This is a genomic window from Rhodococcus sp. NyZ502 (genome assembly GCF_041464245.1).
Classification (GTDB): domain Bacteria; phylum Actinomycetota; class Actinomycetes; order Mycobacteriales; family Mycobacteriaceae; genus Rhodococcus_F; species Rhodococcus_F qingshengii.
On sequence record NZ_CP167155.1, the window covers coordinates 2064168 to 2087137 of the forward strand.

Genomic DNA, 22970 nt, shown 5'->3' on the forward strand with positions numbered 1-22970 from the left:
CGCCGTTCGGCGGCGCCGGCCGTTTGCGATCGTGATCCTGATCACTTGACGGGCGAGATTACCTTTACTGGACGTTTGGTTCAGGCGAATCGGTCAAACGTCCAGAAAATTCACCCTTCGTCCATTTCGGGCTCTGGCCTGCGATGATGCTGCCGAATTGATTGCCGAAGCTAAGGTGCGGGTGATTGGGGCGCTGTTGACCTGGACGGTGGTCTAGATCCGCGCGAGGTCGCCGCGCAGTTCTGAGGGGCGGCCTTTGTAGTGACGTACCTCGCGCTCGCTCGGCCGAGTAGCGGGCTGAGTCCATGCATGCGCAGAAGCGCTGGCTGCGGCGATTAGACTGCACCTGTGGCAGATATCGAGCAGCAGAGACCAGTTCTTGTCGTCGACTTCGGGGCGCAGTACGCGCAGTTGATCGCACGGCGAGTTCGCGAAGCCAAGGTCTACTCGGAGGTGATTCCGCACACCACGACCGTCGAGGAGATCGTGGCCAAGAACCCCTTGGCTGTTGTGCTCTCGGGTGGGCCCTCGAGTGTCTACGCAGACGGTGCTCCCAAGCTTGATCCCGCACTGTTCGATCACGACATTCCGGTTTTCGGAATCTGCTACGGATTCCAGGCGATGGCAGGCGCCCTGGGCGGCACCGTCGCCGAGACCGGTACCCGCGAATACGGCCGTACCGACATCGCGGTATCCGGCGGATTGCTCCACGACGGTCTTCCCTCGACGCAGCCGGTATGGATGAGCCACGGTGACGCCGTCACCGAAGCGCCTTCCGGCTTCGAGGTGACCGCGACCAGCGACGGTGCTCCCGTCGCGGCGTTCGAGGACCGCGCCCGCAAGCTCGCCGGTGTGCAGTACCACCCTGAGGTTCTGCATTCCCCGCACGGTCAGCAGGTCCTGAGCCGCTTCCTGCACGAGATTGCCGGTATTCCGGCAGCGTGGACGGCGTCGAACATCGCCGATGCGCTGATCGAGCAGGTTCGCGAGCAGGTCGGAGACGGACACGCCATCTGCGGTCTGTCCGGTGGCGTCGACTCCGCTGTCGCTGCGGCTTTGGTTCAGCGCGCAATCGGCGACCGGTTGACATGCGTCTTCGTCGATCACGGTTTGATGCGAGCCGGTGAGCGCACGCAGGTCGAGCAGGATTTTGTCGCGGCAACCGGCGCTCGTCTGATCACCGTGGATGCCGCGGACACCTTCATCGGTGAGCTGGCAGGCGTCACCGATCCCGAGACCAAGCGCAAGATCATCGGCCGCGAGTTCATCCGCAGCTTCGAAGGCGCAGTCAGTGATGTTCTGGGCGAGAACGCATCTCATGGTGCGACCGTCGACTTCCTCGTCCAGGGCACGCTCTACCCGGACGTCGTGGAGTCGGGCGGCGGCACGGGAACTGCAAACATCAAGAGCCACCACAATGTCGGCGGGCTGCCGGAAGACCTGCAGTTCAAGTTGGTTGAACCGTTGCGTCTGCTGTTCAAGGACGAGGTCCGTGCAGTGGGCCGCGAACTCGGCCTGCCGGAAGAGATCGTCGGACGCCAGCCGTTCCCCGGTCCCGGACTCGGTATCCGCATCATCGGTGAGGTCACCCGCGATCGCCTCGAGATCCTGCGTCAGGCAGATTCCATTGCGCGCGAAGAGCTTACGTCTGCAGGCTTGGACGGAACCATCTGGCAGTGCCCGGTCGTTCTCCTCGCCGACGTCCGAAGCGTGGGCGTGCAGGGTGACGGCCGGACGTACGGTCATCCGATCGTGCTGCGTCCGGTCTCGAGTGAAGACGCGATGACCGCGGACTGGACGCGTCTGCCGTACGAGACCCTCGAGCGCATCTCGACTCGAATCACCAACGAGGTTGCGGACGTGAACCGCGTAGTCCTCGACGTGACGAGCAAGCCGCCGGGAACTATCGAGTGGGAGTAAAAACAACTGTGCGCCTTTATTAACCCCCCGCGGTTAATAAAGGCGCACAGCAGTTTTACTTCCGGTTGCGCCGATTCGGCAGAATCACCAGCAGTAGTCCTGCCACGACGGCGGCACCGACGAACAGCCAACGGAATTGAATGTTCGCTGCCGGCGCCAGGGAGAACGGCCCGACCAACGCCCACACGCTGACCAGTAGTGCGGCCAGTCCGGCGATCAGCAGAAGTGCCGAGGGGCGCTTGGATTCTCGGGTCTCGTCGTGCTCTGTGGTCTCGTCGTATTCGCTCATGATTGCGTCACCTTCAGACTGCCGAACGTTGCTTTGGCGTTGATGGTCAGTGTGGGCGAATCCGGTGTCACATCACGGCCCGGGTGTATTCCGCCGTCGAGGCAACCTGATCCGTCACCCATGACGACGGTGCAGCTGTTCTTGACGTTGACGGTTGGTGGCACCATGACGACGAACTCACCGAACGACGCCGCGACGTCGATGGTCTTGTCCTCGGTGAACTTGACCCCGTTGAGGTCGAGAGTGAAGCTTCCGAAGGCTCCCGAGTACGACGGCTCCAACTCGGAAGCGGTTGCCGGAGTCCATCTTTGCTCACCCGAGGCGTCGAAATCGATCGGGTAGACCAACGAGGCGAGAAGCACGAAACCCACGAGCGGTCCGGTGACGACCAGCAGGCCGTACCCCTTGCGGAAGAATGCCCCGAGGATCAGGCCGAGCGCGATGACGGCGAGTCCGACAGCACCGACTCGGCCGGGAGTGAACCACTCGTTGCCGGTTGCCGCGCCCGCTGCCCCGGTGACGGCGGCGACGATGATCGCGAGTCCGAGCACTGTCAGCGTCCATCGCGAGCGACGCTTACGTGGTGGCAAAGGCAGCAGCGGCGTGGCTTTGACTGCCGGGTCCGGGAGATCCCAGGCGAACGGAGCGACGCCGAGCGGATCCCAGGAGGGCGGTGTGATGGCGGCCTCGCCGATCACCTCGGTCGGATTGGCGGCGGCTGAAGCGCTCGGGTCCTTCGACAGGTTGATCGTCGGATGATCGGCCTGAGATTGCGGTGACTGTTCGGCCGGCCGTTCCTCGGGCACGTAGCTGTCGGGGAGTTTTGTGTACGGCGTGTACACGGGCGGCTGATTGGGTGCGAAGTATCCGGGAGTGAACGGCCCGGGCGTGAATCCCGTGCCTGGATACGCGGTACCCGCGCCGACGTACGGTGACGTGCTCTGTGGCAGTGCAGGCGGGACCGGCGCTCGTTGGTAGAGCAGCCACAGGCCTCCGACCATCAGAATCAGCCCGATCAGACCGGAACCACCCAGGCCGACGCCGACAGGCCCGACGGTCGTAGCCGCGATGGCGAGAGCCACCAACAAGACGATGGTCTTGGTACTGGAATCGGAGCTGTGTCCGCGGCCCATCAACGACTGTGCGGGGGACGATCCGTCACCGGCGCGGGCGAGCACCAACCACCCGGCGAGGTAGAGAAGGATGCCTGAGCCGCCGAAAATAGTGGAGGCCACAAACGCGACACGTACCAGAATGGGGTCGATGCCGTACCGGTATCCGATTCCGGCGCATACCCCGGCCACGTGACCTTGTGCCGGCAGACGCACGGGGCGGGTCCGCCACAGATCCTGGATCTGTTCTTGGAAAGTCGGATTGTTCATGAATCAATCCTGGCTTCCGGGGCGGCCTCCGCGCATCAGGGCCAACCCTGATCTTTGTGACGATCGGGGCCAGGGGCGCCGCCCTGATTCAGGGTTGGACCCTGATGTGAGTCCGAGTGGTTCGTGCCAGTATCGACTATGTGCAATATCTGTCAGATCCGCCGTTCGTGAGCGGTCCCGCTCCCGGGTTCACGGGAGGCCCGCCCGTCAACGGGGTACCGGTGCATGCCGTACCCATGAAGAAGGGTGTGCCCATTCCGGGCGGTGTTCCATTGCGAAAGCTGGAGCGGCGCTCCGGCGGTCGCATCGTCGCCGGTGTTGCAGGCGGTATCGCCGATCATCTCGGGATCGACGTCCTGAAGGTTCGAGTCGCCTTCGCGATTCTGGCGGCGATGGCCGGATCCGGCATAGTGATTTACGGCGTCCTCTGGATCTTCACCTCAGCCGGCACGGACACCCAGAAGCCGTCCGCGGCCGAGCGGCAGCGGGCGTACGGCTTGATCGCACTCGGATTGGGCGGCGCAGCCGCGTTGTCCTGGCTGTTCAGCGGCACGGCGGGTTCGGTGCTCGCACCGTTCTTCGTCGTCGCGATCGGTGCCGCTTTGGTGTGGCGCGAGTTCGACTCCGACGGTCCCCGGACCGTCATCGGCTTGCCGCAGCGGCCTACCGTTCTCACGTGGGCGCGGGTGGTCGGGGGAGCGACCTTGATCATCTTGGGTCTCGGCGTCGTCGTCCTCGCTCAGGTCGACCTCGAAGCACTGCGCTCGTCCCTGCTGGCCGTGGTTGTGACGCTGATCGGTGTCGGTTTGTTGACGGTGCCGCTGTGGCTGCGGATGTGGCGGGCTCTCGGCGCCGAGCGTGCGGCCCGAATTCGCAACGACGAACGTGAAGAGATCGCCTCGCATCTGCACGACTCCGTACTTCAGACGTTGGCGCTGATTCAGAAGCAGTCCGACAATCCGCAAGAGGTGGCGCGCCTGGCCCGTGGTCAGGAACGCGAGCTGCGCAAGTGGTTGTTCAGCGGCGGGGATATCGACCACACGAGCCTGACCGAAGGTCTGAAGATCATCGCCGGTGAAGTGGAGGACCAGCATGGCGTCACGGTCCGCCCCGTCACGGTCGGCGACGTACAACTCGAAGGCGAAGGCGTCGAGAACGGTCTGCCCAAGGAAGCGTTCACCGCGCTCCTCGGTGCGACGCGTGAAGCTCTCGTGAACTCGGCAAAGCACTCGGGGGAGAAGGAAATCAATCTTTTCGCCGAGGTCGAGGGCGACCAGGTCAGTGTGTTCGTTCGTGATCGCGGAGTTGGATTCGACGTCAATGCGGTGCCGGAGGACCGTCAGGGTTTGGCCAAGTCGATTCGTGGTCGCATCGAGCGACGGGGTGGCCGCGTCGTGGTTCGATCCGACATCGGAAAGGGCACCGAGATCCGCGTGCACATGCCGCTCGGTGACTCTGCTCTAAAGTGGGACCAGACTGCTGACCGTGTCGACAACCCCGAGGAACAGCCCCAGTGACTTCGCTTGCGCCGCCCCCGTACCGCGTATTTCTTGTCGACGATCATGCAGTGTTCCGCTCCGGGGTGAGGGCGGAACTCTCGCGCGAGGCAGACATGGACGTAGTCGGTGAAGCCGGTGGCGTCGCTGAGGCGATCGCGGGTATCAACTCGACGAAACCGCATGTCGTTCTGCTCGATGTCCACATGCCTGACGGTGGTGGAGTGGCAGTTCTGCGCGGAATCGATTCCGGCCCGGTGTGCTTGGCGCTCAGCGTTTCCGATGCGGCCGAGGACGTGATCGCGGTGATCCGCGGCGGCGCGCGCGGGTATGTGACCAAGACGATCTCGGGATCCGAACTGGCCGAGGGTGTACGACGCGTTGCCGGTGGTGACGCAGTGTTCGGGCCTCGCCTGGCAGGCTTCGTACTGGACTCCTTCACCGGGCGTTCCAATGCACCCGAGCCGCAACTCGATCCGGAACTCGACTCGCTGACTCCGCGAGAACTCGAAGTGCTCAGATTGCTGGCACGTGGGTACACCTACCGTGAAATCGCCGAGGACCTGGTGATTTCCGTGAAGACGGTCGAGACTCACGCATCGAACGTCCTGCGAAAGACTCAGCAGTCCAATCGCAATGCGTTGACGCGTTGGGCACATCGCCGCCAGATCGACTGAATTCCCGCGCGCTCTTTCGCGATTGCGTGTGAAGGCGCACCATGGACCGATGACGGAACCACTGGCGCTCGCGTCGAAGCGTGGGCGTTGGGTTGTCGCCGCCACCGTTCTCGGCTCGAGCATGGCTCTCCTCGACGGCACTGTCGTCAACATTGCTCTTCCTCACATCGGTGAAGAACTGGGTTCCGGTGTCGCCGGACTGCAGTGGACGCTCAGCGGTTACACCTTGGCCTTGGCGTCGCTGATTCTGCTCGGGGGAGCGCTCGGTGATCGTTGGGGTCGGCGACGGGTATTCGTGTGGGGGACGGTCTGGTTCGCGGTCGCGTCGTTGCTCTGCGGAATTGCACCGGACATCACGTTTCTGGTGATTGCACGAATCCTGCAGGGAGTGGGAGCTGCGCTCTTGACACCTGGCAGCCTTGCCATCATCTCCGCGTCACTTCGTGAGGAGGACCGCGGCGCGGCCATCGGATTGTGGTCGGGTTTAGGTGGTGTTGCCGGCGCCATCGGACCGCTTTTCGGTGGTTGGCTGGTGGAAGTGGCGGGATGGCGATCGGTATTCCTGCTCAATATCCCGCTGGCGATCGTCGTGGTGTGGGCAGCGGTGCGCCATGTACCGGAGAGCCGCGACCCGCATCCGCCCGAGCACCTGGACGTGGTCGGATCTGCCTGCGCAGTAGTCGGTCTCGGCGCACTGACGTACGGGCTGATCGAGGTCAACCCGATAGTCGGGCTGATCGGAGTGATCGCGCTCTGCCTGTTCGTTGTGGTGGAACGACGCTCACCGAGTGCCCTTGTGCCGCCGTCCCTGTTCCGTTCGCGGATGTTCGTCGCGGCCAATCTGGTGACCCTTGCGGTCTATGCGGCGCTGGGCGGTGTGTTCTTCCTGCTCGTGCTGCAACTGCAATTGGTTGCCGGGTACTCGCCGGTGGCTGCCGGCGTCGCAACGGTACCGATCACCGTGGCATTGCTGCTGTTGTCTTCGCGCGCGGGCAGTTACGCGCAGACGCATGGACCGCGATTGCCGATGACGGTCGGGCCCGCCGTTGCCGCGGTGGGGTTGGTGTTGATGACGCGGATCGGCCCGGATGCGTCGTACCTGACCGTCGTGCTGCCGGGAGTTCTGGTGTTCGGGCTCGGCCTGGCGGTGATGGTCGCGCCGTTGACCGCCGCGGTGCTTGGTTCGGTACCGGTGGAGCAGTCCGGAATCGCATCCGGTGTGAACAATGCCGTTGCTCGCACGAGCCAACTTCTTGCCGTCGCGGCCTTGCCTGCCCTCGTGGGTATCGACGCCGAAAGTCTGGTCGATCCGACGAGTTTCTCCGACGGGTTCCGGTACGCGATGTACATCTGTGTGGCACTGCTGTTGGTCGGTGCAGCGATCGCCGCGACGCTGATCCGAACTCCGACAGTAGAGCCTGTTCAGGAAGCGGATTCGGTTGCCTGCAAGCCGCATTGTGATCTGACGGGACCTGCAGTGCAACCGAATCCGATGAGGGACTAGACGCTGATGTCGCGATCGCGGCTGGGCACCAAGGGAATTGCTGCGGCGGGAAATGCCGCGACTATCGCGAAGGCGAGCGGGTAGCCGACCGCGCCGATCAGCGCACCGACCACCGGGCCCACTGCTGACGCGGCAATGAACTGCCCGGTGTTCTGTGCGCCCAATGCTTTTCCTTGCCATTTCGGCCCGGCAGCTTCGGCCACGGAAGTGAATGCCAAACCGTTGTCGGCGACGCTGATAGTGGTTGCCAGCAGCAGGATCAAGGCGGGAACGCCCCAAGGCGCTGCGCCGGCTGCCGCCATTGCCAACATGACCGCAGACGCGGAGACGGCAACCAACCGCAGCGGGCCTACTCTGCTTCCGGCGCGATCACTCCAGATGCCGACAACGATGCGTCCGAGTGCACCCACGAACTGGGAGATCCCGATCAGGAGCCCAGCGGGCGCAGCGTCCCATCCTTGCTCGCTGATCAGCCAGACCAGACCGAATGTCGAGAGGGTGAACTGCGGAAACACCAGCAGTGCAGAGACGACGTGAATGCGCCACAGGAACCAGTTCGAGCGATAAGGATTTACCGTTTCGACCGGGATGTCTGTGGGCCGCGCCGCCGGCCGCGGGGGATTGATCAATGCGACGGCGCAGATCAGGGCGAGAACGCCGTTGAGAGCTACCGACAGTCCGACGGCCGAACCGATTCCTACGTTCGCAGCGAGAGTCGGGATGGTCAGCGACGCGATGGTCACGCCCAGGGGCTGTGACATCTGCCGGATTCCCATCGCGAGGCCGCGCCGATCCTTGGGAAACCAGCCGACCACAACACGTCCACTGGCAGCATTGGTGCTCGCCGCAGCCATTCCGCCCAGCAGAAATGCGATCCCGAGGAGGGTGTAGTTGTCGGTGGTGGTCGCGGCCAGCGCGGCGATCGCCGTCAGGCCGAGCCCGATGGAGATGACCCATTTCTCGCCGAATCTGTCAGCCATCGCTCCCCACGCCACCAGCGTGAGAACCATGCCGAAAGTGGGTGCAGCGGCCAGAGTTCCGGCCTGCGTCAACGAGAGGCCGTGCTCGGAATGCAGCAGCGGGATCACAAAGGCGGGGGTACTGACGAAGACGGTGCCTGCGGCCTGGGCTGCGACGCCGATTCCGAGCATCGTCCACGCCTTCGGGGAGACGGCCGTCTTTTCCAGCCGCGACGCCTGCGTCATGGTGCCCTCCGATCTCTACGCTGTTCGACGATGCCGACGCTACTCGCGTGGTTTCACATGTTGAAACCAGAATCCCACTATTTGGTCAAACGCGGACGGTTCAGGGTACGAAGTGCCCACCCCTTTTCGAGCGAACGGTACGACGATCGCCTTGGGTGCGCCGAAAGGTACGTTCGCTCGGGAAGGGGTCAGCGACGGGGCAGGCGAACCGTGAAGACCGTGCGCCCGTCCACCTGGTCGACGCCGATGGTGCCGCCGTGCAGGTGCACGTTCTCGACGGCGAGCGAGAGTCCGAGTCCGCTGCCCTCGCTGCGTCCGCGCGCGGTGTCGACCTTGTAGAACCGCCGAAAGATCGCCTGCCGGTCTTCGGGTGAGATGCCGGGGCCGTGGTCGACGACGGTGATGACGGAGAAACCGGATTCGACGCTCAACTCGACGCGAACCGGGGGCGCTCCGTGGCGCAGTGCATTGCCGACGAGGTTGGCGACGACAATGTCGATCCGACGCGAATCGACTCTGGCGCTGACACTTTCGGGTGCGCGCAGTTCGACGGTGTCTGTCCATCCGCGGCTCTCGAGTGTGCGCTCGGTCAATTCGACGAGGTCGACGTCGTCGAGGACGAGGTGCGCTTGCTGAGAGTCGTGGCGAGACATTTCGATGAGGTCTTCGACAAGTCGAGTGAGCTTGCCGATCTCACTGCTCACGATGCGCGCGGCAGCGGCGGCGTCGGGCGGAAGATTGGGGATCTCTTCACGGAGGATCTCACTGACCGGCACCAGTGCTGCGAGCGGCGTCCGGAGCTCGTGGGAGACGTCGGCGACAAACCTTCTCGACTGCTCTTCCGATTCTTCCAGACCTCGGATGACCGCTTCGTTGCGAGCGACCATGTTGTTGAACGTTGTTGTGACCTGGGCGAGTTCGGCTACTCCGTCTTCGGGGAGTCGGACGCTGAGGTCGCCGTCGGCAGCGCGGGCGGCCGCCTTGTCCAGGCGTTTGAGCGGACGGACAAGCGTCGACGCGATCCACAGCCCGAGCAGTCCGCTCACCAACACACCGGCGGCGAGGGTGAGGCCGACAGCTCGAAGCAGGTCGTCGAACTTGTCCTGCACTCCTACCAGCGGCCGGATGGTGACGGCTTTGACCAATGTCTCGTTGTCGTAGCTGTCGTCCGCGCTCATGTCCACGACATTGACGGACATTCCCAACATGATGCGCTGGGAGTCGAGCCTCTCGAAACGGATCAGCTTCGGACTGTCCAAACCTTCGTCGAAGCTGGGCGGAATGGTCGCCGCATCCACGGATCCTTGACGGATGACTTCGCCGTCGACGATCAGCGTCATGTCGGACTGGAAGATCTGTTGGAGGTTGGCAGGCGTCAACTCGTCTACCGGTGTTCCGTTGACGTATTGCAGTTCGTCGCGAAATTGTGCGGTCGCGACATCCTGAGCGTTGGAATAGATCCACGACCGTGCCATGAACGAGACGACACCCGCGGTTGCCCCGGCGATGATCACGACGATTGCGATGAACACGAGCACGAGCCTGGTTCGCAGACCGTCGACCTGAAGCCAGGTCGGTCTCATCGGGCTGGGCTGGTGTTGAAGCGATACCCGAACCCGCGCACCGTTTCGATGACGGTCGGTGCGGCCGGGTCGTCCTCGATCTTTCCGCGCAGCCGCTGCACTGCTGCATCGACGATTCTGGAATCACCCAGATACTCCTGGTCCCAGGCTGCGGACAACAACTGTCGGCGGCTCAGGACCTGTCCGGGGTTCTCGGTCAGCGCCAGGATCAGTCGGAGTTCGGTCGGGGTGAGGGTCAGCAGCATCCCGGCCTTGCGGACCTGCAGCGACGACCGATCCAATTCCAGGTCGCCGAACGTCTCTGCACCCGGCGTCGCATCCGGGCGCGTCGTTGCCGGTGCCGAGCGCCGCACGACGGCTTTGATACGAGCGTCGAGGACGCGCGGACTGGCCGGTTTGACGACGTAGTCGTCGGCACCGGCTTCCAGGCCGGCGACGGTGTCGATGTCGTCGGACCGAGCGGTCAGAATGATGATCGGGATCGAACTTCGGGTGCGGATACGTCGGCAGATCTCGTAACCGTCGGCACCCGGCAGCCCGAGGTCGAGTAGGACGAGGTCCGTGGCACCCAGGGCGTCGTCGAAATCACCGTTACCGTCGGGGCGATGGCTGACGTCGTGCCCGAGTCGGTTCAGTCCCAACGTGATTGCCTCGGCCACGGCTGGATCGTCTTCTATGAAAAGAATGCTCACCATGAGCTCACCTTGGACTCGCCATGATCAGGGGCCTTCTGCGGTCGGAGAAATCTCGGTCAGCCAAGGGTACAGGGGTCACACTCGCGAGAGTCGCTCGTTGCCTGAGTCTGCCAGCACCGCATGCCGGGCGACGCTGGTGTTCAACGGAAATGCCGACACAGCGAGGGTGTAGCAGCCGACGAGCAGTAGTGCACCGATCACGTCGCTCGGGCGGTGCCATTGCAGCACGACTACCGAGATCGCGGTTCCGATGGTGATCAGCGCACCGTTGACCGCAACGACCGCCCGCCACCTCGAGGGCGTGACGATCACGATCGCGCAGACCAGAGCAGCTATGGCCGTCAAAGTGCCGCTGGGGAAGGAATTGTGCATCACCAGACCGTTCAGGTCCGGTCGATCCAGCGATTGTTTGAGAACCCAGGCCGTCGTGATGGGACCGAGGGTCACGACGACGACGCGTAAAGCTAGCGCAATCGAGTTGTTGCGCAATGTGATCATGAGCGCCACGAGCACTCCTCCCACTATCAGTATCGGGGTGACGAGGCCGATGAACTCGGCGGAGAACACGCTGAGGCGTTCGGAGGTGGCCGCGCCCACCATGAGTTGTTGGTCGACGATCTGACCACCGGTCGTGTTGACCGCCAATTCGAATTCGACGACTCCGAGGATCAAGAGTGCCAGTGCGGCAATCAGTCTCGCTGGTTTGACTCGTGTCATGATCAGCCTTCCGCTCTCTCGTCCGAGGGGTTGCTCAGTTGTGGCGGGCATTCCCCGCCAGGAGTGGTTGCCAATTCGAAATGCCACATCTCGTTGGCGTAGGTCTGGCAGAGGCCGTAATCGCTGCCGTGCTGAATGAGCCAGTCGTCGGCGTCGGTCGGTCCGATGTCGACGGCCTGTCCACTGACATGCTTGGACAGGCTCGGCGAGTGCACCCACTTGGACGCTTCGTCCACGCTGCCGTACTTGACGACGGCTTCGTCGAACAGTCGCTGTTGGTATGCCGCGGACCGCCAACCCGACGTGACGTGCATGTCCACGCCGGATGCCTGTGCGTCGGCCGCTGCCGACTGGAGCGCCGCGAGCAGTGCGGAATCGAGACGGGCAAGCGCTGGCACATGAGTGTCCTGCAAGCTGATACCGTCCTCGATCTCGCCGCCTGAGGGTCCTGAATCAGGCTGAGTGGCAAGGTAGTTACCGCTCTTCGGTTGTGCTTCTTCTGTGTACGAGCAGGAGCTGAGCGCGACCGCACCGAGCACGACTGCACCGAGTGCGACGAAGCGGATGATTCCGCGGTGGCTGGGCATACAACAGAGACTTCTCGGTCAGTGTCACCGGCAGGTGGTCACCGTTCGTCGACGGTGTCACGGTCTGCAACAGCTCTGTAACAGGACGGAACGGGGCTGGTGAGCGCGCGCTACGCGGGGCGCGGGATCGACGCGAAAGTCGACAGCTCGAACCACGATGGCAGGCTACGACGCAACGCAGTAGGCCCAGAAATGGTGACGTCACCGGACCGTATGGCGTCCGACCAGGTCAGGTTACCTCGCCAGATCTCGGTCATCTGTCGCAAGCCCGCAGAGACCGACACTGCAACGTCGAAACCCGGATCGATATCGCACATGTCCACCTCACCGGAATTGATGACGAGCCACCAGTTCCGCGAATGTCCACGTACTCCGGAGAATGCGAAGTGCACCACGGTCTTGCCTTCAGGCACCACGGAATGATCCACGCGGCGATGCATGTCCCACAGCAGCAGCTTCGGATCCAGATCTTCGTCGCCCAGTTCACCGATCCACCTGGTACCCCAGATGCCGAGAGCTTCGACCACAGGGCGCAGTTCGCGGCCGGCGTCGGTCAGACGATAGCTGACGACACAGTCGGTTTCTTCTCGCTCCACGATGCCGGCGACCGCGAGTTGGTGAAGCCGGGTCGAGAGCAGAGTCGGTGACATTCGCGGGAGCCCGCGGCGGAGATCGTTGAAATGTTCGCTTCCCATGATCAGTTCGCGGAGGAGAAGCAGTGTCCACCGCTCGTCGAGTAGCTCCATCGCCTTGGCGACGGGGCAGAACTGGTGGTACGAGGACCCCATCTCTCGATCGTAGGCCTCCGGGGTGCTCCGGTACAGATTTCGTACTGGAGAGGAGTGAACCGTCGTCGTAGCGTCGGAGTAACGGCATGAACGCTGTCGGGCTCCGAGTACGAAAATTATTGAAGGAGAACGGTAATGAGTGAATCAACGGGGACTCTCGGGTTGGACCGGGAGCTGAAGGCCAAGCACCGGGCAATGTGGGGGCTCGGTAACTATCCGGCGGTGGCGACGCAGGTCATCGCGGAACTCGGACCTGTATTGGTGCGTGAATGTGGCGTGCAGAAAGGAGATCGGGTGCTCGACGTCGCGGCGGGGTCCGGCAACGCCGCCATTCCGGCGGCTGCGCTGGGTGCGCAGGTGATCGCCACCGACCTGGCTCCCGAACTGTTCGTGGCAGGACGGGAGGCCGCGGCACTCGCGGGTGTCGAACTCGATTGGCAGGAGGCCGACGCCGAGGCTCTTCCGTTCGGCGACAACGAGTTCGACGTAGTGCTCTCGTGCGTCGGTGTGATGTTTGCCCCGCATCATCGGCGCGCCGCGGACGAACTTTTGCGAGTATGCCGACCCGGCGGAAAGATCGGAGTGCTGAGTTGGACTCCGACGGGGTTCATCGGCGAGATGTTCAAAACGATGAAGCCGTATGCACCGCCCCCGCCTCCTGGTTCGCAGCCGGCGCCTTTGTGGGGCGACGAGAACCATGTTCGTGATCTGCTCGGCGATGTTGCCGCAAGGAAAGACGTACTTCGTGTGGACACATTCAGCGGGCCGGAAGATTTCCGCGATTTCTTCAAGAAGAATTACGGCCCGACCATCGCGGTGTACCGGAACATCGCCGGCGATCCTGACCGCACACAGGCGCTCGATCGCGATCTGCTCGAGTTGGCAAAGAAGTACGGCAGCGGAAGCGAGCCGTTCGTGATGGAGTGGGAATACCTGCTTCTCACCGCGACACCCGACGAGGGCGGTGCATGATGACGACGGTCGAGTTCGCGCCACTGAAATCGGCGATCACGGGTTCTGTGTTCAGCCCCCGAGATCCGGAGTACGACGACGCCAGGTCGATCTGGAACGGGCAGATCGATCATCGTCCGGCGGTGATCGCCAGGTGCCGGTCGGCGTCGGATGTATCTGTGGCACTTGCATTTGCCAGAGCCCATTCGTTGGAGGTTTCGGTCAGAGGTGGTGGGCATTCCTACCGAGGTACCTCGGTGTGTGAAGGCGGTGTGATGATCGATCTCAGTGCGATCAACGTAGTCAGTGTCGCCCCGTCCGCGAAGCGAGCCAGGGTCGGTGGTGGTGCGACGATTGCCGACCTCGACGCCGCGACGCAGGAACACGGATTGGCAGTGACCGGTGGAGTGATCAGTGATACCGGCGTCGGTGGCCTGACCCTCGGCGGCGGCATGGGGTGGTTGACGCGCACGCTCGGCCTGGCGATCGACAATCTGGTGTCGGCAGAGGTGGTGCTCGCCGACGGTTCGATCGTGCGGGCCTCCGAGAACGATCACAGCGACTTGTTCTGGGCGCTGCGCGGCGGCGGCGGAAACTTCGGAGTGGTCACCGAGTTCGAGTACCGTCTGAGCGAGATCGGTCCGGAAGTGCATCTGGGACTGTTCTTCTGGGGGATGGAGGACGGACCCGCAGCGCTTCGTCTGTGCCGCGAAGTGGTGCCTGCCCTGCCGAGAAATGCCGGAGCGATGGTTGCCGTCGGTTTGTCCGCGCCTCCGGCACCGTTTGTTCCGGATCAGTTTCACCTGCTGCCCGGATACGCGTTGCTGGTAGCCGGTTTCGGATCGGAAGAGGAACACTCGAACGCGATTGCGCCGATTCGAGAGGGCGTGCCGACGCTGTTCGAGTTCGTCACCCCGCTCCCGTACATCGGTTTACAGTCGATGCTCGACGAATCGGAACCATGGGGTGCATACGCCTATGAGAAGGCCTTGGACCTGGTGGATTTCTCCGACGCCGTGATCGATGTTCTGACCGAGCAAGCGGGCAAGAAATCGTCGCCGATGTCCTTCATGCCGATCTTTCCGCTGCAGGGAGCTTTCACCTCCGTCGGCGAGGACGACACTGCGTTCGGTGGTTCTCGCACACCACATTACGTGTGCAACATGACGGCTACGGCCACCGATGCCGGGACACTGGAATTGGATCGATCGTGGGTGCGTGAGACCTGGGAAGCCTTGCGTCCGTTCTCGTCCAATCAAGGCGGGTACGTCAACTTCATGACCGATGTCGACGAGGACCGAGTGCGAGCGTCCTACGGTGCGGCGAAGTACGCGCGATTGTCCGCCGTCAAGGCGAAGTACGACCCGGACAACGTGTTTCACCTCAACGCAAACATTCTGCCCGCGTAGAGCGTCCGGTCAGGCCGTGAATACCAGGATGACGACGATCAGTGCGGCCAAGATGATGACGGCAACCATGCCTGTCATGGCGAGGGGAGCCCAGGCCACTACCTTGTCGCGGGTGCTGGCATCGGCGGGGCCGGTCGGTATCCGCGGCGGCCAGGAGAACATGTCCATGGGGCTGGGGACGTTCCGCAGTGGCGTGTTCTGTTGCACTGCAGGCAGTCCGGTGATCGTGGAGCCGGTCAGGCGATTGCGGCGGTGTGGGTCGGCGAGTTGTGTGGTGCGGTGAGCCCACGCCGGCACGGCGCCTTCGGACGAGTAGACGGGAGCGTCGATCAACTGCTCGATCGTGCCACCGCCCGTCGCGGCTGCAGCGAGCGCGTCGCGTGCCTGAGCCATCGTCGGCCGACGGGTGGGGTCCGGCTCGAGGAGCTGAAGGAGAACGTCGGTGAGCGGTCCGGACTTGGTGGGTCGGTAGATCTCGGCCTTGGCGACACGATGCAGTAGAGCGATGGCGTCCGAGTCGATGCCGAAGGGCGGTTGACCCTCGATCACCGTGTAGAGCGTCGACCCGAGTGAGAAGACGTCACTGGCCTCGGTGGGATCGTCGCCGCGGGCAACTTCGGGTGCAAAGTACGCGGGAGTGCCGGTGATGACCTCGTCCTGGGTGTCGGATACGTCGCTCTTTGCGCGGGCGATGCCGAAGTCACTGATCTTGACGGTGCCGAGAGACTTGCCTCGGTCGGCGATCAGGATGTTGCCGGGCTTGATGTCGCGGTGGACGATGCCGGCGGCGTGCGCCTCGGTGAGCGCCGCAGCGATCTGCGCGCCGATCTGCGCGACCTCCAGCGGTGGCAACGTGTCGGCCAAGTTCATCGCCTGGGCGAGGCTGCGGGCGGGGAAGTACTCCATGACCAACCACGGTTCACCGGACTCGATCGCGACGTCGTACATGGCGATGGAGTGGGGGTGGGTGAGCTTTGCGGCGTTCCTGCCTTCGCGCAATGTACGTTCACGGACCTCTTCGGCCGTTTCGGTGTCGAGGCCTTCCGTGCTTGTGACCTGTTTCACCGCGACGTCACGGCTGAGGAGGGTGTCGCGGGCCAGCCAGACGGCGCCCATGCCTCCGTCGCCGATCTTGGAGCGGAGTCGGTACCGCCCCGCCAGCAGGTATTCGGGCCCGATGCCCCTCCCGGTCTGCTCCTGAGCTGTCACATCTCAAGGTTAATGGATTGATGCCACTGTGACGCTCGAGGCTCCTGTGAACTGGGTTTTTTGCTCTGCTTGACGTGTCGGGGGTGACACGGTTTACTGAAAACAGTTCGAAAATATGTTCGAAATTGCTGTTCGTTGGATGCATGTCAGACCCGACTTCCCCGCGGTTTGCCGGCTGGTTATGGATTGCTGCCGAGTGAGTTTTTCCGGTGTTCCGGAGGATGGGGATGACCGAGGTGACCGAGTTGGTGGAGCTGTCGGCAGATGCGGCGGGGTTGTCCCGTCAGGATCGGCTGGCACAGCTCCGCCGACAGATCGCGTCCATTCCCTCTCGCGGCGATACGTCGTTTTCGGGACCGAGTGTTTCCGTGGCTGGTGTTTCCGGGACAAGTGCAGCAGCCTTCGAGAGTGTTGCCGACCGGGACATACCGGTCGTGAACCGCGCGCACAAGGCTGGTGTTCTCCCAGTGCCGGAAGGTATCGGGGCATTGCTACCGCAGGGCGGTTTGGTGCGCGGAACCGTGGTGTCCGTCGAGGGCGCTGCTTCCTTGCTTTTGGGATTGGTCGCGTCCGTGACGGCGTCCGGGGGGCATGTGGCAGTCATCGGGCAACCTCGACTGGGATTGCTGGCGGCGTACGAGATGGGTGCGCAACTGGAACGTCTGGCGCTCATTCCGGCGCCTGGGCCGGATCCGGTCGAGATCGCTGCTGTGCTGCTCGACGGTATGGATCTGGTGATTCTGGGATTGGCGGGTGCGTCGGTATCCCCGTCGCGTGCGCGAGCGGTGGTGGCGCGCGCCCGGAGCAAGGGCTCGACTCTTGTTGTCACCGAAGGTCACTGGGACGGGGCCGAAGTTCGGTTGGACGCTCGGGTTCATGGTTACGGTGGGTTCGGTCAGGGCCGTGAGTTGGGGCGTGGTCGGCTCAGTTCCCTGAGCCTCGCGGTTCGTGCTCGGGGGCGCTCGTTCCAGCCCCGGACCACGCGTCTGGACATCTGTAGTGCAGCCGGGCGGGTCGAGTGGGTACCTTCCCGGCCGGTCGAGGCCGTGTCGGAGCAGGTGGTGTCGGAGCAGGTGGTGTCGTCGCGGGTGGTGTCACTGTGAGCAGAGTTCTGGCGTTGTGGTGCCCGGACTGGCCGGCGGTGGCAGCGGCAGCGCTTGCCGATCTTCCTGCCACGCATCCTGTCGCGGTCACCTCGGGTAATCGGGTGATCGCATGTTCGGCGACGGCCCGCGCGGAGGGAGTGCGACGAGGCCTGCGCCGACGCGAGTCGCAGGCCCGCTGCCCGGAACTGTATGTGGCGATGGCAGATCCGGAACGCGACGCCAGATTGTTCGAGCCGGTCGCCGCGGCCATCGACGCGGTGGCACCGGGCGTCGAGGTACTCCGTCCTGGTTTGTTGGTGCTCAGTGCGCGAGGTGTCAGTCGGTACTTCGGTTCGGAGGAAGCCGCGGCGGAACGATTGGTGGATCAGGCATCTGCTGTGGGCGTCGAGAGTCAGGTGGGTGTGGCGGATCAACTGTCCACAGCGGTCATTGCCGCGCGCCGGGCAGCGCTGGTGCCGCCGGGGGAGGGGGCACGGTTTCTGGCGCCGCTACCCATGCCGGAGTTGGCGGCCGAGCCCAGTCTGTCTGCGCCGCATCGCGGGGAGTTGGTGGATCTGCTGCGCAGGCTCGGGATCAGAACCATCGGTGCTTTCGCGGATTTACCGGCAGTGGACGTCGCTTCGCGTTTCGGGGCCGATGCGGTGTTCGCGCATCGTGCGGCGCGCGGTGAACCCGAGCGGCCACCGTCGGCGCGGACGCTTCCGCCGGATCTGGAAGTGGAGCAGCATTACGATCCGTCGATCGAGCGGGTGGATGCCGCAGCGTTTGCCGGGCGCGCCTTGGCGAGTCTCCTGCACGACAAATTGTCGGCTGCCGCAGTGGCGTGCACCCGCCTGTCGATTTCGGCCAGCACGGGCAACGGTGAAAATCTTTCTCGGACTTGGCGTTGCGCCGAACCTCTGACACCGGAGGGAACGGCCGATCGAGTGCGATGGCAACTGGACGGCTGGCTCACCGGGCGCAGTGAGACCCGGCCGACCGCAGGCATAGCGGTGTTGCGTCTGGAACCGGTGGAGGTGGTCAGTGCCGGCGCTTTGCAGTTGGGGCTTTGGGGCGGTGTCGGCGACGAGGAGGAGCGGGCCAGGCGAGCATTGGTGCGCGTGCAAGGTCTTCTGGGCGGCGAATCGGTTCAGGTCGGTGTCCTGAGCGGTGGTCGAGGGCCCTCGGAGCGAATTACCCTGTTGCCCTTGGGTGACGAGCGGGTAGCTGCTCATAATCCGACAGCCCCGTGGCCTGGTCGTCTGCCGCAGCCGTCTCCGGGGTCGATCTTCGTCGACAATCCCAAGGTATGGCTGGAGGATGTGGCCGGCAACGCCGTGTACGTCACTGAGCGCGGTGTCTTCAGCTCGCAGCCGGGAAGGCTGAAGTGGGGGAGCAAGGAATGGGCAGTGCAGGGATGGGCCGGGCCCTGGCCGGTGGACGAGCGATGGTGGGACGCAGCCTCGGCGCGCACGGCCGCGCGGGCTCAGGTGCTGTTGGAGGAATCGCGGGCGTTGCTGATGATCTGTGAAGGCGGTGGATGGTCGGTGGAGGGCGTGTACGAATGAGCTCGCAGGTACAGCCAGCTGTACCGGACATGGTCGAGTCGACTGTACGAACAGTAGGGGCGCTGGCGCCATCGCACCGACGCCATCGGGCGCCTAGCGTTGATGACATTCAAAAACTCACTGTTGCAATGATTCTCGTCGTTGCAACTCTTCGCGAGGAGTGTCATGAAAACGGCGGGTCGAGCTGACGTTTCCGGAACCGATCGACTTCACTACGAGTCGATGGAGCTACGCGACGCACAACTTCTGGCGTACGACGAGACCGGCGAAGGCCGGATCGTGGAGGTGTTCGGCGATGTCGCCACAGCCGAGCACATCATGATCTTCGTGCCGGGCAACGACAACGGACTGGGAAACTACTTCGACGAGAACCGTCCGACAGGACCACGCGCGAGCGGATGGACACTGGGAAGGATGCTCCGAACGCTCGGGCCGAACGACCGCGTCGCGGTGATCGTGTGGGTCGGTTATCGGACGCCGTGGGGATTTCTCGAGTCGTTCTCCCGGACACTTGCAGAACTTGGTGCGATAGATCTGGCGCGGTTGACTCGTATCCTGCCGCGATCGGCGCATGTGACGCTCGTCGGACACAGCTACGGGGCCGTGGTGTGCGGACTCGCTCTCCCGTCGGCGCGAGTGGACGATTGCGTGGTGCTGGGTAGTCCGGGGATGGGGACCAGTTCGCGCGAAGACCTGTGCTTTGCCGGAAATCTCTGGGCTGCGCTTGGTCCGTCGGACTGGATCCGCTATTTCCCACGCGTCAAGATCGGCCGCATCGGCCACGGCCCGTCTCCAGTTCGGGCGCAGCACGGAGCCATTGTTTTCGGTACCGGTGCCGTTCGAGGGCATTGCGGCTACTTCGCCGATGCAAGCGAGTCGCTGCGAAACATCGCGAGGATCGGACTCGGTCGCTACGACGAGGTCACGCGACCAGGGGAGTTGCAGCCTCGGCTGACCGCGTCAGCAATCCGCGAGGACGGGTCTATCCTGGGAACTCGTGAGTGTCGCTAACGTACGAAGTGCCGGCGGGGTCCAGATCAGCTACCGCGATTCCGGCTCGCATCCCAGTGTGGCCGATCTGCCTCCGGTAGTCCTCGTGCACGGGATGGGCGGCGACAGCGGTACCTGGGACAAGTTCGCGCGGACCTTGCGATCACGCAACCGGCGAGTTGTCTCGGTCGACCTTCGCGGCCACGGCCGGAGCGCTCGTGCGTCGTCGTATCTGTTCGAGGAGTTCGCGGACGACGTCATGGACGTGTGTGATCATCTCGAACTCGAGCAGGTGGATCTGGTCGGCCACTCGCTCGGCGGGCACGCGGCGTCGTTGATCGCGCAGAAACGTCCCACTGCGGTGCGGAAGTTGGTCATCGAGGAAGCGCCGTTACCATTACGCGCGGGTGACCCGGAACAGGTGTTCGCTAGGAAATTGCCGAGTGTCCCAGAACTGTGGCACGCCACAACAAGTTTGGTGCGGCATCCGCGAGCCGCGTTGACGTTCGATCGCTCGATGACGCGGTCCGCGCTCGAGCAGTTCCGCCGACCGGATCCGCAGTGGTGGGATCGGTTGCCGCTCATCGAGGCTGACATGTTGTTCCTGCGTGGAGGTCTGGGCGGGATGGTGGATCCTGTTCGCCTCGACGCTGTTGCAGCCACCGTCGCACGCTGCGAATTGGTCTCTTTCCGTACCGGCCACAGTGTCCACCGCGACGGTCATCGCCAATTCGAATCCGTCGTGTTGCCGTTCATTTCCTGAAAGCGCAATACTCGATCGGTGATGCCACGAACCCATCCGAAACGTGTGTGGCACCGAATGTACTTCCATGCATACCAACGGCAACGACTGGTCCGCACACGAATACGTCGACGCGGTAGCACGGTCCGTTCACGGTGAGACCGTCCGATGGCCGCAGGGGCCGAGCATGGATGCGGTGATCGTCCTTCCCGTTCATGCCAGGCACCATCCGGGGAAGAACGCAGTTCTGCTCTGGAATCACGACTTCGGTTGGTCGTGGGGTGTCGAGGAGGCTGATGTGCGAAGGACGATTTCGATAGTCGACACCCTCGGTATCGGCCGGACACCGGATCCGCTGCGCTGTGCGGATCGGGTTATCGAACTGATCAGCGCACGGGCAGTTTGCTCGCGCATGTGTAGCGAAGAGTGATTCGGTCAACTCTGGGGCGACAACGCCTCCGAGAGGACGACGCCCGTGAACCCAGAGAACGTTCCAGCCCCGCATTGTCATTCATTGCCGCGCCGGACGTTCCTCGGTGGCGTCGGTGCCCTTGTCCTCGCGGGAGTGGCAGACGTCGCGGCCGGCGCGGTGAGCGCGGTGCCGGTACAAGCAGCACCCGCCGATCGGTTTCCGCAGAAACCCAACATCGTTGTCATCATCACCGATCAGGAACGCCGGCCGATGTACTGGCCCCAAGGCTGGGCTGAACAGAATCTGCCCAACCACAAGAGGATTGCCGATCACGGGCTGAGTTTCGACCAGGCAGTGTGCAACACCGCGATGTGCTCGCCCAGTCGCAGTACGTTCTTCACCGGCCTCTACCCCGCGCAGCACGGGGTCACCGGAACGCTCACCGAAGGTGGCACTGTCTCACCCACCGAGCCACAGTTGCAGGTCTCCGAACAGAACATGGCAAAGCTGCTGGCGTCGGCCGGCTACAACGTCCAGTACCGGGGGAAATGGCATCTGAGCAAAGGCGTCGAGGGTGGTGATCCGACAAGCGAGGACGTGGCAGGATTCGGCTTCGAGGGGTGGATTCCGCCGGACGCGGGCCAGGACACCAATCCGGATCATTTCGGTGGCGGGTGCGCAGACCATGATCGCCGTGTCGCCGAGGAAGCTGTCGAGTTTCTCTCCGGACCCGCAGTCGCATCCGGACAGCCTTGGGCGCTGATCGTCTCGTTCGTGAACCCGCACGATGTCCTCGCGTACCCCCAGACGTGGAACGCGATGAACGGCACGTGCGACAACTACGGATCGGACGCGCCAGGCGCCTTCGAGCAGGGTATCGACTTGCCGCCCACCTTCGACGAGATCCTGGCGCTCAATCACAAACCGACAGCCCAGGTTCAGTCGGAACTGCTGTTGGCAGCCGGGCTCGGGCCGCTGCTCGGACCCGATCAGGCGCGTAACTACATCAACTTCTACGCCTATATGCACAAGGTGGTCGACGAACACATCGGCAGCGTGCTCGACGCGATCGAAGCCACTCCACAGATGCTCGACGACACGGTGATCGTTCGGATGTCCGATCACGGGGAGATGGGGATGAGCCACGGAGGTTTGCGGCAGAAAGTGTTCAACGCCTACGAGGAAACACTGCGCGTTCCACTGGTCATCAGCAACCCCTTGCTGTTTCCCGAACCCGTTCGCACCGACGCCCTGGCGTCGTTGATCGACGTGATGCCCACTCTCGCCACGCTCGCCCAAGCGCCTGCGCGTCAATCGTGGAACTTCCTGGGTACCGATCTGACACCGGTCATCGTCGACGCTGCCGCTTATCCGCAAAGTCCCAGCACGCAGGTTCAGGACACGATTCTGTTCACCTACGACGATCAGAACTGTGCGACGCCCGACGGTCAGAACATCGTCACGCAGCCCAACCACATTCGGTGCATACGCGAGAGCCGCTGGAAGTACACGATGTACTTCGATCCTGCGGGAGTTGCTGCGCCGCAATACGAACTGTACGACTTACAAGCCGACCCCTTGGAACTGAACAATCTCGCCAATCCGCTCAACATCGGTTCGTATCGGCCGGATCTGGCAGCTCAGATGAACGCCAAGCTCTTCGCAGTGATGGAGACCAAGGGTGTTTCCCTGAAGGAATAGATCGAATTTCGTCAAAACTGATTCACGTTTCAGTTCTGCGGGCATGCTGGTGGGGCATCT

Annotated in this window: 21 protein-coding genes; 12 read left to right on the forward strand and 9 right to left on the reverse strand. The window is 63.3% G+C overall.

Annotated features, from left to right (window positions below; genetic code table 11):
- Positions 1-348: 348 nt before the first annotated feature.
- Positions 349-1920, forward strand: coding sequence for a glutamine-hydrolyzing GMP synthase (guaA, locus tag ACBG85_RS09630; RefSeq protein WP_007727510.1), 1572 nt, complete (start codon positions 349-351; stop codon positions 1918-1920).
- 55 nt (positions 1921-1975) lie between these two features.
- On the opposite strand, the gene ACBG85_RS09635 is transcribed toward guaA, so the two are convergent.
- Entirely contained in the window at positions 1976-2209 is a 234-nt protein-coding gene (locus ACBG85_RS09635) for a hypothetical protein (protein ID WP_003940832.1), read from the reverse strand.
- Positions 2206-3591 (reverse strand): PspC domain-containing protein, encoded by a 1386-nt coding sequence (locus ACBG85_RS09640; protein ID WP_007727507.1) that lies wholly within the window; start codon positions 3589-3591, stop codon positions 2206-2208. The genes ACBG85_RS09635 and ACBG85_RS09640 overlap by 4 nt, the downstream gene beginning before the upstream one ends.
- A 236-nt stretch (positions 3592-3827) precedes the next feature.
- On the opposite strand from ACBG85_RS09640, the gene ACBG85_RS09645 reads away from it, so the two are divergent.
- The 3 genes from ACBG85_RS09645 to ACBG85_RS09655 are packed head-to-tail and all read left to right on the forward strand — an operon-like array spanning position 3828 to position 7268.
- Positions 3828-5108 (forward strand): PspC domain-containing protein, encoded by a 1281-nt coding sequence (locus ACBG85_RS09645; RefSeq protein WP_372027830.1) that lies wholly within the window; start codon positions 3828-3830, stop codon positions 5106-5108.
- Complete coding sequence (locus ACBG85_RS09650; protein ID WP_003940972.1) at positions 5105-5764, forward strand: response regulator transcription factor; 660 nt, start codon at positions 5105-5107, stop codon at positions 5762-5764. Before ACBG85_RS09645 ends, ACBG85_RS09650 begins: the two co-directional genes overlap by 4 nt.
- A 49-nt stretch (positions 5765-5813) precedes the next feature.
- Positions 5814-7268 carry an MFS transporter gene (locus ACBG85_RS09655; protein ID WP_047270229.1) on the forward strand — a complete coding sequence of 485 codons (1455 nt, stop codon included), beginning with the start codon at positions 5814-5816 and terminating at the stop codon, positions 7266-7268.
- Here ACBG85_RS09655 and ACBG85_RS09660 read toward each other — a convergent pair.
- The 6 genes from ACBG85_RS09660 to ACBG85_RS09685 form a co-directional block, all read right to left on the reverse strand.
- Positions 7265-8473 carry an MFS transporter gene (locus tag ACBG85_RS09660; RefSeq protein ID WP_372027317.1) on the reverse strand — a complete coding sequence of 403 codons (1209 nt, stop codon included), beginning with the start codon at positions 8471-8473 and terminating at the stop codon, positions 7265-7267. The two genes, ACBG85_RS09655 and ACBG85_RS09660, sit on opposite strands and share 4 nt — an antisense overlap.
- Before the next feature lie 188 nt (positions 8474-8661).
- Positions 8662-10056 (reverse strand): cell wall metabolism sensor histidine kinase WalK, encoded by a 1395-nt coding sequence (locus tag ACBG85_RS09665; protein ID WP_003940854.1) that lies wholly within the window; start codon positions 10054-10056, stop codon positions 8662-8664.
- Positions 10053-10751, reverse strand: coding sequence for a response regulator transcription factor (locus ACBG85_RS09670; protein WP_058039028.1), 699 nt, complete (start codon positions 10749-10751; stop codon positions 10053-10055). The genes ACBG85_RS09665 and ACBG85_RS09670 overlap by 4 nt, the downstream gene beginning before the upstream one ends.
- A 75-nt stretch (positions 10752-10826) precedes the next feature.
- A complete protein-coding gene (locus tag ACBG85_RS09675; protein WP_372027320.1) occupies positions 10827-11468 on the reverse strand; it encodes a phosphatase PAP2 family protein in 642 nt (213 codons plus the stop codon).
- Between the two features lie 2 nt (positions 11469-11470).
- The gene (locus tag ACBG85_RS09680) at positions 11471-12055 is read right to left on the reverse strand and encodes a M15 family metallopeptidase (protein ID WP_003940687.1); all 585 of its coding nucleotides are present in this window, start codon (positions 12053-12055) and stop codon (positions 11471-11473) included.
- A gap of 110 nt (positions 12056-12165) precedes the next feature.
- Positions 12166-12843, reverse strand: a complete 678-nt coding sequence (locus tag ACBG85_RS09685) for a helix-turn-helix domain-containing protein (RefSeq protein ID WP_003940889.1) — start codon at positions 12841-12843, stop codon at positions 12166-12168.
- 135 nt (positions 12844-12978) lie between these two features.
- Between ACBG85_RS09685 and ACBG85_RS09690 the strand changes: the two genes are divergently transcribed.
- Together ACBG85_RS09690 and ACBG85_RS09695 are read left to right on the forward strand one after the other, a co-directional pair.
- Positions 12979-13815 carry a class I SAM-dependent methyltransferase gene (locus ACBG85_RS09690; RefSeq protein ID WP_047270192.1) on the forward strand — a complete coding sequence of 279 codons (837 nt, stop codon included), beginning with the start codon at positions 12979-12981 and terminating at the stop codon, positions 13813-13815.
- Positions 13812-15203, forward strand: a complete 1392-nt coding sequence (locus ACBG85_RS09695) for an FAD-binding oxidoreductase (protein ID WP_047270191.1) — start codon at positions 13812-13814, stop codon at positions 15201-15203. The genes ACBG85_RS09690 and ACBG85_RS09695 overlap by 4 nt, the downstream gene beginning before the upstream one ends.
- Before the next feature lie 9 nt (positions 15204-15212).
- Here ACBG85_RS09695 and ACBG85_RS09700 read toward each other — a convergent pair whose 3' ends face one another.
- Positions 15213-16412 carry a serine/threonine-protein kinase gene (locus ACBG85_RS09700; protein WP_003940952.1) on the reverse strand — a complete coding sequence of 400 codons (1200 nt, stop codon included), beginning with the start codon at positions 16410-16412 and terminating at the stop codon, positions 15213-15215.
- Between the two features lie 227 nt (positions 16413-16639).
- Here ACBG85_RS09700 and ACBG85_RS09705 point away from each other — a divergent pair, with 227 nt between their 5' ends.
- The 6 genes from ACBG85_RS09705 (at position 16640) to ACBG85_RS09730 (ending at position 22910) form a co-directional block, all read left to right on the forward strand.
- Positions 16640-17515 carry a hypothetical protein gene (locus tag ACBG85_RS09705; RefSeq protein WP_064689598.1) on the forward strand — a complete coding sequence of 292 codons (876 nt, stop codon included), beginning with the start codon at positions 16640-16642 and terminating at the stop codon, positions 17513-17515.
- On the forward strand, positions 17512-19065 hold the full coding sequence (locus ACBG85_RS09710) for a DNA polymerase Y family protein (protein ID WP_372027323.1): 1554 nt from the start codon (positions 17512-17514) through the stop codon (positions 19063-19065). The genes ACBG85_RS09705 and ACBG85_RS09710 overlap by 4 nt, the downstream gene beginning before the upstream one ends.
- A gap of 165 nt (positions 19066-19230) precedes the next feature.
- Positions 19231-20076, forward strand: a complete 846-nt coding sequence (locus tag ACBG85_RS09715; RefSeq protein WP_054828055.1) for an alpha/beta hydrolase — start codon at positions 19231-19233, stop codon at positions 20074-20076.
- Complete coding sequence (locus tag ACBG85_RS09720) at positions 20063-20818, forward strand: alpha/beta fold hydrolase (protein WP_030535116.1); 756 nt, start codon at positions 20063-20065, stop codon at positions 20816-20818. The genes ACBG85_RS09715 and ACBG85_RS09720 overlap by 14 nt, the downstream gene beginning before the upstream one ends.
- Positions 20819-20885: 67 nt before the next feature.
- On the forward strand, positions 20886-21227 hold the full coding sequence (locus ACBG85_RS09725) for a DUF6292 family protein (protein ID WP_007727485.1): 342 nt from the start codon (positions 20886-20888) through the stop codon (positions 21225-21227).
- Between the two features lie 45 nt (positions 21228-21272).
- A complete protein-coding gene (locus ACBG85_RS09730; RefSeq protein ID WP_372027326.1) occupies positions 21273-22910 on the forward strand; it encodes a sulfatase-like hydrolase/transferase in 1638 nt (545 codons plus the stop codon).
- Positions 22911-22970: the final 60 nt, after the last annotated feature.

Bases quoted from the DNA above. Each gene is read 5' to 3' on its own strand.
- ACBG85_RS09705 (WP_064689598.1), top strand. From the start codon at position 16,640: ATGACCGAGGTGACCGAGTTGGTGGAGCTGTCGGCAGATGCGGCGGGG.
- ACBG85_RS09675 (WP_372027320.1), bottom strand. From the start codon at position 11,468: ATGACACGAGTCAAACCAGCGAGACTGATTGCCGCACTGGCACTCTTG.
- ACBG85_RS09725 (WP_007727485.1), top strand. From the start codon at position 20,886: ATGCATACCAACGGCAACGACTGGTCCGCACACGAATACGTCGACGCG.
- ACBG85_RS09680 (WP_003940687.1), bottom strand. From the start codon at position 12,055: ATGCCCAGCCACCGCGGAATCATCCGCTTCGTCGCACTCGGTGCAGTC.
- ACBG85_RS09665 (WP_003940854.1), bottom strand. From the start codon at position 10,056: ATGAGACCGACCTGGCTTCAGGTCGACGGTCTGCGAACCAGGCTCGTG.
- ACBG85_RS09635 (WP_003940832.1), bottom strand. From the start codon at position 2,209: ATGAGCGAATACGACGAGACCACAGAGCACGACGAGACCCGAGAATCC.
- ACBG85_RS09640 (WP_007727507.1), bottom strand. From the start codon at position 3,591: ATGAACAATCCGACTTTCCAAGAACAGATCCAGGATCTGTGGCGGACC.
- ACBG85_RS09690 (WP_047270192.1), top strand. From the start codon at position 12,979: ATGAGTGAATCAACGGGGACTCTCGGGTTGGACCGGGAGCTGAAGGCC.
- ACBG85_RS09670 (WP_058039028.1), bottom strand. From the start codon at position 10,751: ATGGTGAGCATTCTTTTCATAGAAGACGATCCAGCCGTGGCCGAGGCA.
- ACBG85_RS09660 (WP_372027317.1), bottom strand. From the start codon at position 8,473: ATGACGCAGGCGTCGCGGCTGGAAAAGACGGCCGTCTCCCCGAAGGCG.
- ACBG85_RS09645 (WP_372027830.1), top strand. From the start codon at position 3,828: ATGAAGAAGGGTGTGCCCATTCCGGGCGGTGTTCCATTGCGAAAGCTG.
- ACBG85_RS09695 (WP_047270191.1), top strand. From the start codon at position 13,812: ATGATGACGACGGTCGAGTTCGCGCCACTGAAATCGGCGATCACGGGT.
- ACBG85_RS09655 (WP_047270229.1), top strand. From the start codon at position 5,814: ATGACGGAACCACTGGCGCTCGCGTCGAAGCGTGGGCGTTGGGTTGTC.
- ACBG85_RS09715 (WP_054828055.1), top strand. From the start codon at position 19,231: ATGAAAACGGCGGGTCGAGCTGACGTTTCCGGAACCGATCGACTTCAC.
- ACBG85_RS09685 (WP_003940889.1), bottom strand. From the start codon at position 12,843: ATGGGGTCCTCGTACCACCAGTTCTGCCCCGTCGCCAAGGCGATGGAG.